Consider the following 14,167-nt stretch of genomic DNA (forward strand, 5'->3'; position numbering starts at 1 on the left):
CTATGAATTATTTGTCTTCTTGATATGTATACCGTTGCTAAGCTTAACGGTCATGAATTTAAAACCGCAATAGGCACAAATGGTAAGCCCGTCAACAAGTGCACGGCCGGCACCGCATTCAGGGCAATCACAGACCAACATATGGGCCTGTTCATATTTGATTTCTGCTCCATAATTTTCCTGCTCCGATGCTTTCTGTTTTAATTGTTCCACATAGGTTTGTGCTTTTTTCTTGTCTGTGCTGCTCATCGATGTCTTGTTAGAGCAGTTTTAATAACTCTTCTTTTTTAGCGGCATATTCTGTCTCAGTTATTAGTTGCATATTAAAAAGTTCCTTTAAGTTTTTGAGTCTTCCCAATACATCTTCCGCCGGCCTTGTTTTATCCTGAACGATTCCATTGGGAGACATATTCATAATCATTCCCATGGCCAGACCTTGTCTTGCTGTATCGGCCATTTCAGAATGATCTTTATCCATTGCATTGGCAATACTGAATTGAGAATATTTATGAATGTCTGTGATCATATTCATACCCGTTACCTTGTCATAATACTTCAGCACTTCGTCTGGTAAGGTAACGCTGGTAATGGTGAATTGTGTGATGTCAATCCCAAATCCGGTGAAAAAGGATTGAATTAAAGGTCTTATCTTTTCATTCAGCTCGGAAATATTTCCCGCGACATCCATCACCGCTATTTTTTCCTGCGCCAATACTTCTGCAAATTTAGGGGCAATGAAATCACGTAATTGTAACTCCAGTTCTGCAATACCAAGATTGGGATAAGTGCCTGCATATTCTTTAAAGAAGAGGCCGATATCGTTAATCCTGATATTGTAGTTGCCGAATGCCCGGACACGTACCTGTCCGAAATTCTCATCCCTCATTAGTATCGGGCTTGGCGTTCCCCATCTGAGATTCACAAATTGATGGGTGTTGAAAAAATAGATATCTGCTTTGAAAGGACTTTCAAACCCGTATTTCCATCCCTTTAAAGCAGATAGTATAGGAATGTTTTCTGTTTTTAGAGTATGTTTTCCAGCAGAAAAAACATCGGCAAGATGTCCTTCATTCAACATCAATGCCTGCTGACTTTCTCTGACGGTCAATACTGCGCCATTTTTGATTTCCTTATCTGCATCCGCAAATTTCCACATCAGCATATTTGGATGTGGACTAAGGGATTCAATAATTTCTATAAATGGTAATGCCATAATTACTGGTTTTTAAAAAGCCACCACCAGGTAGGGGCCCTGGCAGTGGCATGGGGGCTTTTTAGTAAAGATCCTGTAGTTTGTTGGTAATCTTAAATTTTTACATGCTACATAGTATCTACGGTAAGCCTACCGACGACTACAATATGACTACAGATTTTGATGTCATTTACATTTTGTATCGATTCTAATCAATTTGTATTATTTTCATGGCATGAAATCCTCCCTGTTTAAGTCGTTATTTTGCAGTTTCCTTTGTCTGTTCGTGTCGAATGTATTTTCACAGTCAGTTTTAACCGATAGTCTAAATACAGCAATAAAAAAATCAACTACAGATCCTAAAGAAAAGTCAAGGTTATTGACCCGTTTGTCGGAAGTGTACCGGTTAAACAAAGACGATAGAATGGCGACCATAACAGGGAAAGAAAGTGTGGCCTTCGCTTTGAAAAACGAAAATTATGAGGAGGCCGTAAAGGCCTGGACAGTACTTACCAATATTTACGCAATCACTCAGCAGTTCTCTGCTATGAAAGCATCGAGTGATTCAGCTTTAATCATGGCACGTGAACACCATCAACCCATCTCAATGGCTTATGCCTGGTATGGAAAGGCGTTGTTATACAAAGCCTTATCTAATGCAGATGAAGTAGTTAAGTATTGTCAGCTGGCATTGAAAGCTCTGGGGAACGTCGATGATCCCTATTTGTTGTCTAAGATCTACTATCAGCTTTATGCGGTGAATTCAGGCTGGAATAATGTAGCTAAGGTGAACCTATACGCCCGTAAAGCGAGTGAAAATGCTTGGAAAGCAATGGATTATAATGCCTTAAGTAATGCTTATACGGCCTTGTCTGTAGCATATGAATACAATTATGCTGCTTCGAAAGAAAAAAACGACCTGGATAGTATTTTGTTTTATCTGAACAAAGCAGAAGTGCTTTATAAGCAATATCCTGGGAAGGTAGCTGATCATACTTACGCCATTGGTTGTATCAATATGGCCAGTTACTACCTTAAATATTTTCCGGAAAGCGATCCTTCGGCTAAAAAGAATGGAATCCGGTATGCAAATAAAGCACGGGCTGTATTAAAGGACGGCTTGAGAAATCAGCAAATCATAGCCAGCAGCCTGGGGATATTAAGCGAGTATGCCAGACAGGAGGGGGATCTTGTATCGATGGAACGCTACCTGCTTGGGGCCTACGAGGTGATGAAGACAGAAAAAGATCCGTCTTTTTATACCTGGATTAATGTAGCACAGGCCTTGGCTGATATGTATGAGAAGAAAGGAGCCTATCCCAAAGCATTGGGCTTTCAAAAGCTGGTCACGGAATACAATAGTAAGAGCTTTAACAAAGAGCAGGCGATGAATGCTCAAAAATTGGAAATACAATACGATACTGAAAAGAAAAACAATGAAATGCTGGTGCTGAAGGAGCGGGAAAGTAGCAGGCGGTTACAGTCCGTTTTATACGGCTGTGTTGCTGTTGCATTACTGATTGGATTGGTGTTCTTATTTCGTTCTTACCATTTCAAATTGCGTTATTCCGTGCAATTAGAGAAACAATTGAAGCTGGAAAAGCAGGAATCAGACATGCGGATTATGCTGGAAAAAGAAGAACGGGCAAGGTTGAAAGCCGAACAGCGCCTAATGGAAACTGAACAGCAGCAGTTGAAAAAGGAAGTAATGGCAAATGTGTTACAAATTGATCATAAAAATCAGATGTTACACCACATTAAGACGCAGTTAAATGATGGGGATTCCATAAACATGCATAAAATATTAAGATCGGAATCGATGCTGGACCTTAACTTTGATCAGGCAAAATTACAGATCCAGCAGGTACACCCGGACTTTTTTCAGTTGTTAACGGAACGGGCTCAACAAAAGCTGACGCCTCTTGACCTTAAGTTATGCGCTTGCCTGCATTTAAACATGGATACGAGACAAATTGCTCAGCTCATGCATGTGGAAGCGAAAAGCGTCAGGATGAGCCGTTACCGGATCAAGCAAAAACTAGGTCTTTCAAAGGATGATGATCTTAATGTTTTTATACAGCAACTGGGTAAAAATCAAACCGGAGCAAAAGCCATTTAAAGTCTTTATTTAATAAAGGTTCCAGTGATGTTACCGATGACATCCGGCAGGTATACGGCGTTACCATTTTTCCAGTAAGTTGCTTTTCCTTCCAGGTAACCGGCAACATAAACGTCCTGACCAGATACGGACATGGCACTTACTCCGGCACCTTCTTTACCATCGGTTAACCTGGTTGGTTGTCCGTTTTTCCAGCTCACTGCAATGTTTATTCCCTCTGGATTTCTCTCGAAACCAGCAACATACACATCATTACCGGATACTGAAATTGCTTTTGCGCTTGTTCCTGTAGCAAGTATGGTTTCTTTTCCATTTTCGTTCTTTCCTTTACCTGCTACATAAACATCCGTTCCCGAAACCGCAATTCCATTGGCCTCGGAGCCCGGGTTTGCCGTTGCCAGTTTGGTTGCTTGCCCATTTTTCCAATAGGTAGCCACATAATCTCCATTGTCGTCGATCTGATAACCGGAAATATATACTTCTCCAGCAGCCACAACAATATCTGTCAGCGTAATTTCTTCACCCATTTTTGTGGCAATACCATTTTTCCAGTACATCGCAATGGGCCCATTGTTTCCAATAACATGCACATCAGAACCTGAAGCTGTCAGGGCAACTGCCTTTGCATAGGTTTTACCATCGGTTAGTACGGTTGCTTTTCCGTTCTTCCAATAGTGAGCAACTGGTTCTCCTTCGTTGTTATTTACATATCCGGCTACGTATTCATCATCCCCTGATACTGCGATATCTAAAGCTTCTGCGAAATTTTTTCCATCAGTTAATTTCATTGTTTGGCCATTTTTCCAATAGTTAACAAAATTTGACGCTCCGGAGTGATCAGTGTAAGTCAGGTACAACCCGGGAGTAGATTGGGCTTTGAGCGAAGTGTTCAGCACAATGCAAAAAAGAACCAGATAGACTGAAGGCAGAATGTTTTTCATTATTAGTTGTTTTTTTATTTTAAAGGAATATCAATTGCCTGCAAAGCTAGTTTAATTGCTAAAAAAAATCAAAAAAGATTCAAGCAGCCTTATTGAGCAGATATTTGCTCTAAAATTAGGTAACAAGAATAATTATATATTTTTTGGATGCTAATTATTTTAGTATATTTTTGTTCCTGCTAAAATTCATCTGGAGTCATAATATGGAATCTAATTCTCCCTTATTGAGATATTATCCTGGAGAAACGCCCTGGCATCGCAATTGGAAGAAAGCGTTTCCTCCTTCTTTCAGAGAAGTTTCGTTTATGGATCAAACATTGGGTGAGCTGCATCGGGCTGATGTACATACGCCTTGCGGAACCACACTGGAGTTCCAGAATTCTCCGATTTGCATAGACGAACTGAGGAGCAGAGAATCATTTTATCCCAATTTGGTCTGGATCCTTAATGGAAAGAAATTCAAAGGATTTAAAATTCTGAAAAGCTTGCCAGATGTGGATGATGTTCGACTTTCAGCTTATGAATTTTGCCTTAGTGATCATCTTTCTGTGATCAGAAAGTCAGACCTGTTGCAGGCCAAACCAAAGATTTTAAATTTCCACCATCCGGAGGTTAAAGGAATACCTTTTACTTCCTATTATTATTCTTTTTGCTGGAAACACCCACATCGTGTCTGGTATGAGGCAAAAGCACCTATTATTGTGGATTTAGGAGGACATTTCCTGTATCAGTTAAAACAGCGGAGACAACTTTCCGGCGATTATGCTTATCTACATATGATTCCCAGGAAATCTTTTATTGAAAAGTATGTCATTTAGATCCGGATCCGCATTTTCTCCTTCCTAATCGGGGGAATTAAAAAGGAGGGAAATACGGGATCCGTTTCTATGATTTCTTTTTACCAAGGTTGACTGCAATTTTTCCGTCTTCGAGACCTTCCAGGTTTTTATCTGCAAGAATATCTTTTGAGCCTGACTTTTGTATCAGTTTTAACAGGTCTTCTGAAGAACCACTATGCTGAACATCAATGGTGGAGCCTGCGGCATTGTATTTAATTTTAGTGCTTTCTACACCTGTACATTTCTGAATATTTTCATTGAGTGTTTTTAGGGTGCTAAAATCAATTCCGGTCAGGGTGATGACGGTGGTTGCTCCCGTAGATTCGGGGTCTGTAGTCTTTTTCTTTTTAGAAAGAAAACCGAACAACTTGTCGCCGGTCCCTTTGGTACGGTCGGCCGCATTTGCGGCCTTGTCGACTTTGCCTAATGCTTTGTCAATTTTATCAAATACGCTTTGAGCTTTTAGCGATGTGCTACAGAATACCATCAGTGCAAAACACATCATTGGAATAATTTTCATGTTGGTTTTATTTTCGGGGTTTAACTCTTGTTGGTTAGATTGTTACCTCAAAAATATCTAGTATTTGACTGCTTAACAATACCCGAAAACATGGCTTTATTTCTACCTGATTCCAGGTATTGGTCAGATTTTTTATACAAGTCCCTGATCCATAGCTGCTTTTATTAGTGAGGCTACGTTTTTGACCTGAAATTTCTGCAGGAGGTTTTTACGATGGGTTTCTACTGTTAAAGGACTTAAATGCAGGCGCTCGGCAATGACGGGGGTGGTGAGTCCCTGAGAGATGAGGCAGAGGATTTCTTTTTCTCTTTTGGTGAGTTGCGCGGGGGCATCCAGTTCATTCATGGTTGGTTGTGCCATGATTTCTTTTACGGCATTGCTGAAAGTAATTCTTCCCTGAAGCGCATCGTTAATACAAGTGATTAATTCCACGGAAGATATGTTTTTCAACATATAACCCGTTGCCCCATTTTGTAGCATTTGAAGAATCATACTTCGTTGACTGTGATTACTTAAAGCAAGCACATGTGTATGAGGGGAGATTTTCTTGATTTCCTTACACAACTCGATGCCATTAGCATCCGGAAGGGTAATGTCCAGTAGAACCACATCCACTTTATTCTCCTTTAAAAAGGCGATAAAAGTAGCGCCGAGGGTAAAACATCCGGCAATTTCTATCCCATCCAGATCCGTGAGTAGCTTTTGTAGTCCTTCAAGGACAATGAGGTGATCATCTACTATAGCTAATGTTGCTTTGTCAGTCCACATGTAATTCTATATTAATAATAGTGCCTTCGTTAATTGTTGATTCTATTTCCATTTTGCCCTTCAGGAAGCCCACTCTGTTTCTGATATTGTTTAAACCTGTTCCGTTTTCTGCATGGGCTGAGTTCAGTTCAAATCCCTTGCCATTATCTTCCTGAGTGATGAAGAACATATGACCATTTTTACTGCATTGCAATAGAATTTTTGTCGCCTGGGCATGACGGATCGCGTTTGCCAGCATCTCCTGCACAATCCGGTAAATGGTGATTTGCGTTTGTTCCGGAATGGGGCCATCAATTTCAAATGCCTGAAAATCTATTTTAGTACTATTGGTCATCAGCGTTTCGCAGAGGTCTTTTAATGCAGTTTTCAGGCCGAAATTGAGTAGATTTTCGGGCATCATATTGTGTGCAATCCGACGTAGCTCTGTTACTGAATTGTCCAGCTGGCCAATAACCTTACGCAGGTTTGCTCTCTGGCCGTCAGAGGGTGGGTTCTCCAGTTGTCCGGAAAGGTTGATTTTGGCTCCGGCAAGCATTCCTCCCAATCCATCATGAAGGTCTCTTGCCAACCTGCGTCGTTCCTGTTCTTCGCCTTCCAGCATCGCCTGACTATATTGAAGTTGTTGTTGCTGTGCAATTTCATTTAAATGTTGTTGATGGCTCAGTTCTTTCTGTGCCAGCAGTTTTCTATTGTTCCGATAATACAGCAGTGAAAAAGCGGCTACAATCAATAGAAAGAAACTTATAGATCCCAATAACCAGCTGATGAGGCGATTGTTTTTTGCTGCCAGTGCCGCCTGTACATTGTTGGCTTTTAATTCGTTGATTTCTTTTTGTTTTTCAGTGTTTTTATACTTTATTTCCAACGCGTTGACTTCGCTTTTTAATTTACCATGAAAGATGCTGTCGCTAAGTTTGCTGTAGCGATCCATCCAATCGTATGCAAGACTCATTTTGCCAAGGCCCTTATAGGTAATCGCCATTCCGTGATAAAGCTGTAACCTATTGATGGAGAGCTTCATCATTGGAGGTTTTTCCATCAAATAGACCAATACCGTCCTGGCTTTTTCAAAATCCTTATCGTAATAACTGGCATAAAATTTTTGCAGGAGTAGTCGTTGTTCTTTATAAGCTATTTTAAGCTTTTTGGAAAGGGTGATTCCTTTTTCAATACTGGATAATGCCTTTTTAAACTGATCGCCCACGGTGAAATACAATCCTTCAGCAGCGTAATAATCAAGCAGGTGCTCTGATTCCGGATAGGGTAGTAGCATGCGCCAGGTATGGTCCAATACCGCTCTTGCTTTAGGATTTTTTCCTGATAAAGTATAGTTTTCAGCAATGACATGATAAGCGCTGACCAGTTCAGCAGAACTCGCCTTATCCTTTTTGAAAAGTTCGATTGCTTTCAGGCCGTAAGTTTCAGCTTTATCATACTCGGCGGCATTCTTAAAGATGTTGGAGAGAATCAAATAACAGCTGCCTATAAAAGGTTTGTCACCAGCTTTTTCGGCGAGGGGAAGGCTTTTATTGAATACAATGTCGGTGAGTACATCATACTTGTCTTTTTTAAATTGCAGGATTCCATATTCATACCATGCCTTTGCTCTAAAGAGGTAAGCATCTCTTGTAGAATAACTGCGGAGTTGCAGTTCTGTTTTCCTAAAGATTTTTTCGCTTTTATCCGGATAGACGCGGGCGAGAAAATAGGCTTCATAAAATTGATAGAGTATTTTTAAGTAGGCGGATTGATGCGCAAGCAGCTTTCCTTGTTGTAAATAGTTTTCAGTTTTGAGGCTGTCTTTGTAGGCCCAGTATCTGGATAATTCAAACTTTGCTCTTGCTTTAATGCTATCTGTTTTCGCCTGACTGGCTGTAGAACCCAGACTGTCCAGATAAAACTGCTCATTTAAAGGTACCTGACCTTTACACCATGACATGGTGCTGAGCAGGACTAAAATGAGCACTATACGTTTAAGCATATGCACAAGTATATGGAACATTTCCAAAAATGCCCGGTTTCGGTTAAAAAATACCTGGAAGCAGGTAGCTGTAAAACCCTCATAATTGGGGATACTTCTTACCGATCTGTAATTGTATTTTTGAAAGTACGATTAGATCTATGTTGAAATAGGATCAATAGATTTTTCTTTTAGAAAAATCTGGAACAAAAGCCCTTAACCGGGCTTTTGTTGTTATTAGTTAATTAACATTACGATTGAGCTGCAAATGCAGAGCTCAGCTGTAAAAGGTTATACCTGCTTCCGGGTAATGGTAAACCCTTATTATTGGGTATTGTACTTCTTAACAGACAGTGGTATTTTAGGTGAACCAATTAGATCTGTTTAAAAATTAGATCAGGAGGCTTTCTTTGCCTTGAAAGCCTGAAGCAAATGCCCCGGATGGGGATTTGCATTAGTTAATAGAAGTTTGATGCAGAATCCTTTAGAAAAAGAACTCTGCATCATTACTTTAATTAATTATTTAAGGCAAAAGCTTCCCATCCCGAAATTGTGGTACGGTTGCAGGTCATCGCTTGCGTTCCATTTTCACAGGATATATATTTTCCATTATTCCCTCTGAATGAAATAGATCCATCCGCATTAGCAATCCAATCGAATTTCTCCCAGTCACCCATAACGGTACGGTTACAGGTAATCGGAGCAGCTCCGTTTTCAGAGGACATGAATTTACCTTTACTTCTCAGCGCAACTTTGCCTCCTCCTGCATCTATTACTGTAAAGGTTTCGGTAGCGCTGGCAGAAGTCCGGTTGCAGGTCATTGCCTGCAGCCCATTTTCGCCGCTTACATACCTTGCATTAAAGCCTTTCAGTGTGATGGTTGTTCCGATTGGGATTGATCCTCCCGGGTTGCCGGTTCTGGAAACTACAACCTGATTAATTGCTGTTAGCAGCGAGTTTCCTCCGGTTGCATCCTGTGATAATTCCCAGATCATAATACCACCTCCCTGATCAAAGGCGAGATTGGTCTTGTTTTTTATGGTCGGTATACCGTTATAACCTATTCCGGCAAAGGAATCAGAATTTGCACTTCCACCTCTGGAGAGGATGGTTTTGTAATCTACATATTCACTTGCCGATCTGCCATAAAATGGAACCCCTAAGTTGGCTTTACTTGCAGGTAGCCCTCTGCCTTTCCAATAATTTAGGGACTGGACGGCAAGGTCATAGGTGGAATGGTTAGGCCCGCTTTCATCGTAGGCCATGATATTCAGAAAATCTACATAACCGAATACATTGCTTTGGATACTGGAACCATTATAGGAAACTACTGCTGCTGTAAGTAGTTTCCCCATATTATGCATGGCAGTGCTTAACTGTTGCATCAATAAAGAATAATTAGATGCAGAACTTCCATTGTCCGGGTATTCCCAATCAATGTCAATTCCATCTAATCCATACTGATTAACCAGGTTAATCACATTGTTGGTAAAGTTGCTGCGTCCGGACGAACTTGCGGCAAAGGACTCAAACGCACTGTCATTTCCATTGTTCCAGCCTCCAACGGATACCAGAACCTTTACATTATTGGAATGAGCAGCGGAAACGAGTGCCTGAAGTTTAGAAGGGTTCTCCAATGCCTGAAAGCCACCTGACGAGGTGGGAAGAATAAAAGCATAATTGATATGCGTTAATTTACTGAACTGAATCTGGCTCACTTCGCCGGCCCAGGAGGGAACATAGCCGATTACCTTGAAATCGGCAGCAGCGAGAGCATGTACATCTGCCCGTTTTGAATTCACTTCTGAATCCGGTGAAGCAAAGTCAGCTTGTTTGGTCTTACAGGAGGCCATGCACAAGAGCATTAGTGCTGACAGGAAAAAGGACCTTAATTGATTTTTTGTTTTCATGATATTTAGTTTACGTTAGGGATTTAGTTTTAATTTACCCTAATAAACTGTATTAAACAAAAAATATTTTTATCAAAAATTAAATTAAAATACGGTAATGATAACTCTTAATACGTTTTAAACACAATCAATTTCTCGCTTTTATGCCTACAGATCGATAAAAGAAGAGGAGATGATGTAATTAGCTGAAACGTTAAAAAATCATTAAAAAAATTTAGTCTCCACCACATCCACCACAACCGGAGCTTCCACATGAACCTCCATCGCCCGGTGTAGAGCAGCCTCCAGAGTCTGCGCTATTTTCCCTTTGCTTTTGAACAAGTGGAATTAAAACAGGGGCTAAGGCCGCTGTTCCCATTAAGAAATAATCCCAGTCCCATCGACCCGCATCAATTTGTAGAGAGGATGTATTGTTTTTATAGAATTCAGGAAGAGTTTTTAGGGGAAACATCTTCTTTACCCGGATGAGGTAATAGACCATAAAAATTAAATAAGCGATCATTATAATGATCAGTAGCATGATGGGTTTATCCTTGGCAATTCCAGTAGCGAACCTCATCAGGCCCAGAAATAAAACAGACGATAGAATCAGTGCATTAAACATATATTGACGGACGAAATATGCAGATTTCCTGAAATATTTGTTAAATGAAGTGATCACCCTTGCGGTTGCATTAAAGCCAGGTTTCAGAACCAATATGTACAATAGCTTCTCGTAACCAACTGGTCCTTCAGCTTCTAATGTTGCGATCACGATAAACTCTTTTACATTTTTTGCATTCCATTCTTTGTTCAGACTCAATTTTTGATCAGGAGATATCAAAATGACATGCTCCTCAATCAAATGACTAATTACCCCATGAACCACATGAGAAAGATTTTCATAGCTTGAGTATATCAATTCGAAGGGGGATAAATTGAAGATAAAAGCATTGTCTGGCCAACTTTTTAATAAAGTTGAAAAGCGCTTTCTATTATAGATTTCGAGCGTTATGCCAGTTGTTAAAATCAGAATAATATACCCGATAATGAAAGCTGGATTATTGATCTTGGGATAAACCTGAATCAAGGCATAGGTAATGATAAGAAACAGAATAATCGCCAATAACGATCCATAAATCAGCTTGAAAGTATGATATTGGTATTTTGGAAGATGTAGCGGTGCATACATATTAGGATAAGCCCATATTGCTTCAGGTTGCGGGCCAAATATTTTTACATAGGCCCTGCTTGTTCTTTCCTTTGCCTGCAGAAACTTTTCAAAGTCATTGTGGTTGTGGGTTGAAGGAATATGTTCAATTCTCTTTCCCAGAATAACACAAAAATGATGATAAGATGTACTAAATATTAAGTGCTGATGCCATACCAGATCTATGATTTCAGATGGTGACACCATGAGGTCTGTCGATGCAGCGAGATACATAAATTTTTTATACTCCAGAATGGCGGCCTCAGTAAAGTGAGTGGTCCATAAGTTTTCATTTTGAAGACGTGTAAAAAAGCCGTATTCACTTATCGGATTGTCAAAATCATATAATTCAATAGTTTCCCAGAGCGTTTTGTCATTCATTCTATTGTTCTTTCAGGTCACTTTTATTGAGCCAGCCTTTAGTAACCTGTCCATCATTATCTTTATGGGTAACATAGATAAATCCATTCTGCTCATCTATAACCGTAAATTTGGTGCTTACCCATAAGCCCAAGACTCCATGTCTTGGCGCCTCCGGGCTTGGAGAATCATAAAAATAAATTGCAGTTTTTGGAAGACGGTATTTTTTTCCTTCACTTACAATAATAGGTTCCGCGTTACTTTCTTTTTTTTGTGCTGCAGTTTTAGCGCTTATTCCCATTTGTCTTTCATATTCTTTTTGCAGTGAGTCCACATTGGTTTGCTGTTCAGTAGTATCCAGTATGATTGGCTTAATCTCAGTCGCAGTATCCTGGTGTACGATGGTATCTATCATGGTATGGCTTGGTTTTGCTACCTGACTGCTATCGGTTAACAGAGCATTATCTCTTTTGTTTTTCTGGTTCTGATCTTTAAAAACCAGGGCATAAACAGATAGGATGCTCAAACCAACAATCGCCAGTATCATTAACGTAAACAGAGGTTTAGATACTTTTACCCCATTGGCGGGAATTTCTTCCCTTACGACTTCATTCCGAACAGGTACAGGTGGCGGAGCTATGACCATGTTTTCAATGTTGTTGCGGGCAATGGCTTCATGTAAAGCCTCGCCATTGGCAAATCTTTTTTCAGGCGCTTTTTCCAGACACCGTCTGATCAGGTCTAACAGCCATACCGGGACTTTCATCTCGCTTTCCTGGATGGAAGGAGACCAACTTTCCGGCAACTGATTTCTCCGCAGACTCAATAAATCAGGGACCGGTCTTTCCATATGGGAGAGCATCACCGAATTGCGGGAATTCTCAGCTTTATTGATTAATGGGAAAGGAACGGTACCAGCCAAAAGCTCATATAGAATCACACCAAAGCTGTAAATATCTGTCTGAAAAAACATTTCTCCATCATGTTGTTCAGGAGCCATAAATTCCACTGCTCCTGCATGTCTGACACTACTTCTTCGCTGCTCATCCGACATGATTGCTAAACCAAAATCAAGCAAGATATAATTACCTGTATATACATTGAATTTTACATTATTGCTTTTGATGTCTCCGTGTTTAACACCTACTTTATGACAATGCGCCAATGCATTCGACAGTTGTTCTGCGAGTTTAATGGTTTCCCGGATGGTAAATACCGGACTATGGGGTGGTTTTAGTAAATCTTCCAGATCCGGCCCCTCAATATATTCCATTTCTATAAAAGGAAATGAGCCACTTTCGGTTAATCCCGAATTCAGGATCTTAACCACGTTTGGATTGGGAACCTGATTTACCTTCTCTAATTTTTCAACTTCATTCTTGAAATTCCTATAGTTTTTATCTTCTGTATCTTCAGAGTGAATCGGAGTGGGGATGATTTTCACCGCGGTGATGATGGTACCCATTCTTTTACCTTTGTACACAGAACCCTGTCCACCTGTGCGTAAAGCACCCATGTTTTCTAATCCTTCTGCTATAGTAAATATTTTGCTCATCTTGTAATTGTCGTTTTAAGAGGGGTTTGAAACATAACTAAATTCTAAAACAGCTGATTCGCCCAAAATAATCTGGTCTCCTTCCTGTAAAGGATGACCTAGTTCTGTAAAGGTAAGTTTAACAGGATTATGATCTGCTTTAGATCTGATTTTTACTTTATTTCTTGGCGGGACACCACCTTCGTCGGCAAATAAAACAAAGGATCCAGTATCTTTACTCCATTCAATATGGGCATGTTGACGGCTGATGTATTTATTGCCTTCATTACTGCTGGAATCTGGAAAGGCAATCTTGTTTTCTCTAATAAAGCCATCTGTGTCCTGCACTTTTCTTTCTCTTCCGATATTGATTTTACCATCTGCAGAGGTAATCAGGTATTCACTTTGCTCAGCCTCACCATTTAAGACCCTTACATAAGCTTTTTCCGATTTTTGTGTGATGGCATGTTCCGGCGTCTTGATATAAAGTGCTACTTCCAGGTTGGCCATTTTGATCACATCCGGTGGTAATTCCTCCACAAAGAAACTTTCCATCGTCCAGTTTTCAGGAAGATCAATAGCAAAATCATCAGCCAGCCTTTGCACTTCAGCCTTGAAACGGCCTTCTTCTTCCATGAAAACAGCGGATTCATACAAGTATTTCTCTACGGGTAGGCAGGCGACAAATAACTCAAATCCTTTGATGTGTTTCCCTTCTCCACCTTCCAGTTTTTGGAGCTCCTGCTTAATAAACACAAGAAGGGCCTCTCTTACAGCCTTTACATCCTGAGGTTTTTCGGACGAATCCTTACTAAATATGTTAAACATGCTCATG

At 40.2% G+C, this 14,167-nt stretch carries 12 protein-coding genes; 2 read left to right on the forward strand and 10 right to left on the reverse strand.

What is annotated here, in order from left to right; genetic code table 11:
* Window positions 1-249 (reverse strand): hypothetical protein, encoded by a 249-nt coding sequence (locus BFS30_RS22570; RefSeq protein WP_069381358.1) that lies wholly within the window; start codon window positions 247-249, stop codon window positions 1-3.
* A gap of 10 nt (window positions 250-259) precedes the next feature.
* Window positions 260-1,213 (reverse strand): SPFH domain-containing protein, encoded by a 954-nt coding sequence (locus BFS30_RS22575; RefSeq protein WP_069381359.1) that lies wholly within the window; start codon window positions 1,211-1,213, stop codon window positions 260-262.
* 214 nt (window positions 1,214-1,427) lie between these two features.
* Between BFS30_RS22575 and BFS30_RS22580 the strand changes: the two genes are divergently transcribed.
* A complete protein-coding gene (locus BFS30_RS22580; RefSeq protein WP_069381360.1) occupies window positions 1,428-3,311 on the forward strand; it encodes a helix-turn-helix transcriptional regulator in 1,884 nt (627 codons plus the stop codon).
* Between the two features lie 5 nt (window positions 3,312-3,316).
* Here BFS30_RS22580 and BFS30_RS22585 read toward each other — a convergent pair whose 3' ends face one another.
* Entirely contained in the window at window positions 3,317-4,252 is a 936-nt protein-coding gene (locus tag BFS30_RS22585; RefSeq protein WP_069381361.1) for a hypothetical protein, read from the reverse strand.
* A gap of 203 nt (window positions 4,253-4,455) precedes the next feature.
* Here BFS30_RS22585 and BFS30_RS22590 point away from each other — a divergent pair, with 203 nt between their 5' ends.
* A complete protein-coding gene (locus BFS30_RS22590) occupies window positions 4,456-5,070 on the forward strand; it encodes a competence protein (RefSeq protein ID WP_069381362.1) in 615 nt (204 codons plus the stop codon).
* 67 nt (window positions 5,071-5,137) lie between these two features.
* Here the strand turns inward: BFS30_RS22590 and BFS30_RS22595 are convergent, their stop codons facing one another.
* From BFS30_RS22595 to BFS30_RS22625, 7 genes are all read right to left on the reverse strand, one after another.
* Window positions 5,138-5,611: a hypothetical protein gene (locus BFS30_RS22595; protein WP_157263015.1), complete on the reverse strand. Its 474-nt coding sequence runs from the start codon at window positions 5,609-5,611 to the stop codon at window positions 5,138-5,140.
* 132 nt (window positions 5,612-5,743) lie between these two features.
* Window positions 5,744-6,379 carry a response regulator gene (locus tag BFS30_RS22600; protein WP_069381364.1) on the reverse strand — a complete coding sequence of 212 codons (636 nt, stop codon included), beginning with the start codon at window positions 6,377-6,379 and terminating at the stop codon, window positions 5,744-5,746.
* Window positions 6,369-8,360, reverse strand: a complete 1,992-nt coding sequence (locus BFS30_RS22605; protein ID WP_167353187.1) for a tetratricopeptide repeat-containing sensor histidine kinase — start codon at window positions 8,358-8,360, stop codon at window positions 6,369-6,371. The genes BFS30_RS22600 and BFS30_RS22605 overlap by 11 nt, the downstream gene beginning before the upstream one ends.
* 494 nt (window positions 8,361-8,854) lie before the next feature.
* Window positions 8,855-10,249 carry a glycosyl hydrolase family 18 protein gene (locus tag BFS30_RS22610; protein ID WP_069381365.1) on the reverse strand — a complete coding sequence of 465 codons (1,395 nt, stop codon included), beginning with the start codon at window positions 10,247-10,249 and terminating at the stop codon, window positions 8,855-8,857.
* Window positions 10,250-10,463: 214 nt separating this feature from the next.
* Window positions 10,464-11,819, reverse strand: coding sequence for a glycine-rich domain-containing protein-like (locus BFS30_RS22615; protein WP_069381366.1), 1,356 nt, complete (start codon window positions 11,817-11,819; stop codon window positions 10,464-10,466).
* Between the two features lies 1 nt (window position 11,820).
* Entirely contained in the window at window positions 11,821-13,353 is a 1,533-nt protein-coding gene (locus BFS30_RS22620; RefSeq protein WP_069381367.1) for a serine/threonine protein kinase, read from the reverse strand.
* Window positions 13,354-13,368: 15 nt separating this feature from the next.
* The gene (locus BFS30_RS22625; RefSeq protein ID WP_069381368.1) at window positions 13,369-14,160 is read right to left on the reverse strand and encodes an FHA domain-containing protein; all 792 of its coding nucleotides are present in this window, start codon (window positions 14,158-14,160) and stop codon (window positions 13,369-13,371) included.
* Window positions 14,161-14,167 lie beyond the last annotated feature (7 nt).

Origin of the sequence: Pedobacter steynii (assembly GCF_001721645.1) — a bacterium.
Classification (GTDB): domain Bacteria; phylum Bacteroidota; class Bacteroidia; order Sphingobacteriales; family Sphingobacteriaceae; genus Pedobacter; species Pedobacter steynii_A.

Coding starts and splice junctions, on each gene's coding strand:
- BFS30_RS22605 (WP_167353187.1), bottom strand. CDS start 8,360: ATGCTTAAACGTATAGTGCTCATTTTAGTCCTGCTCAGCACCATGTCA.
- BFS30_RS22595 (WP_157263015.1), bottom strand. CDS start 5,611: ATGAAAATTATTCCAATGATGTGTTTTGCACTGATGGTATTCTGTAGC.
- BFS30_RS22590 (WP_069381362.1), top strand. CDS start 4,456: ATGGAATCTAATTCTCCCTTATTGAGATATTATCCTGGAGAAACGCCC.
- BFS30_RS22625 (WP_069381368.1), bottom strand. CDS start 14,160: ATGTTTAACATATTTAGTAAGGATTCGTCCGAAAAACCTCAGGATGTA.
- BFS30_RS22585 (WP_069381361.1), bottom strand. CDS start 4,252: ATGAAAAACATTCTGCCTTCAGTCTATCTGGTTCTTTTTTGCATTGTG.
- BFS30_RS22575 (WP_069381359.1), bottom strand. CDS start 1,213: ATGGCATTACCATTTATAGAAATTATTGAATCCCTTAGTCCACATCCA.
- BFS30_RS22620 (WP_069381367.1), bottom strand. CDS start 13,353: ATGAGCAAAATATTTACTATAGCAGAAGGATTAGAAAACATGGGTGCT.
- BFS30_RS22615 (WP_069381366.1), bottom strand. CDS start 11,819: ATGAATGACAAAACGCTCTGGGAAACTATTGAATTATATGATTTTGAC.
- BFS30_RS22580 (WP_069381360.1), top strand. CDS start 1,428: ATGAAATCCTCCCTGTTTAAGTCGTTATTTTGCAGTTTCCTTTGTCTG.
- BFS30_RS22600 (WP_069381364.1), bottom strand. CDS start 6,379: ATGTGGACTGACAAAGCAACATTAGCTATAGTAGATGATCACCTCATT.
- BFS30_RS22610 (WP_069381365.1), bottom strand. CDS start 10,249: ATGAAAACAAAAAATCAATTAAGGTCCTTTTTCCTGTCAGCACTAATG.
- BFS30_RS22570 (WP_069381358.1), bottom strand. CDS start 249: ATGAGCAGCACAGACAAGAAAAAAGCACAAACCTATGTGGAACAATTA.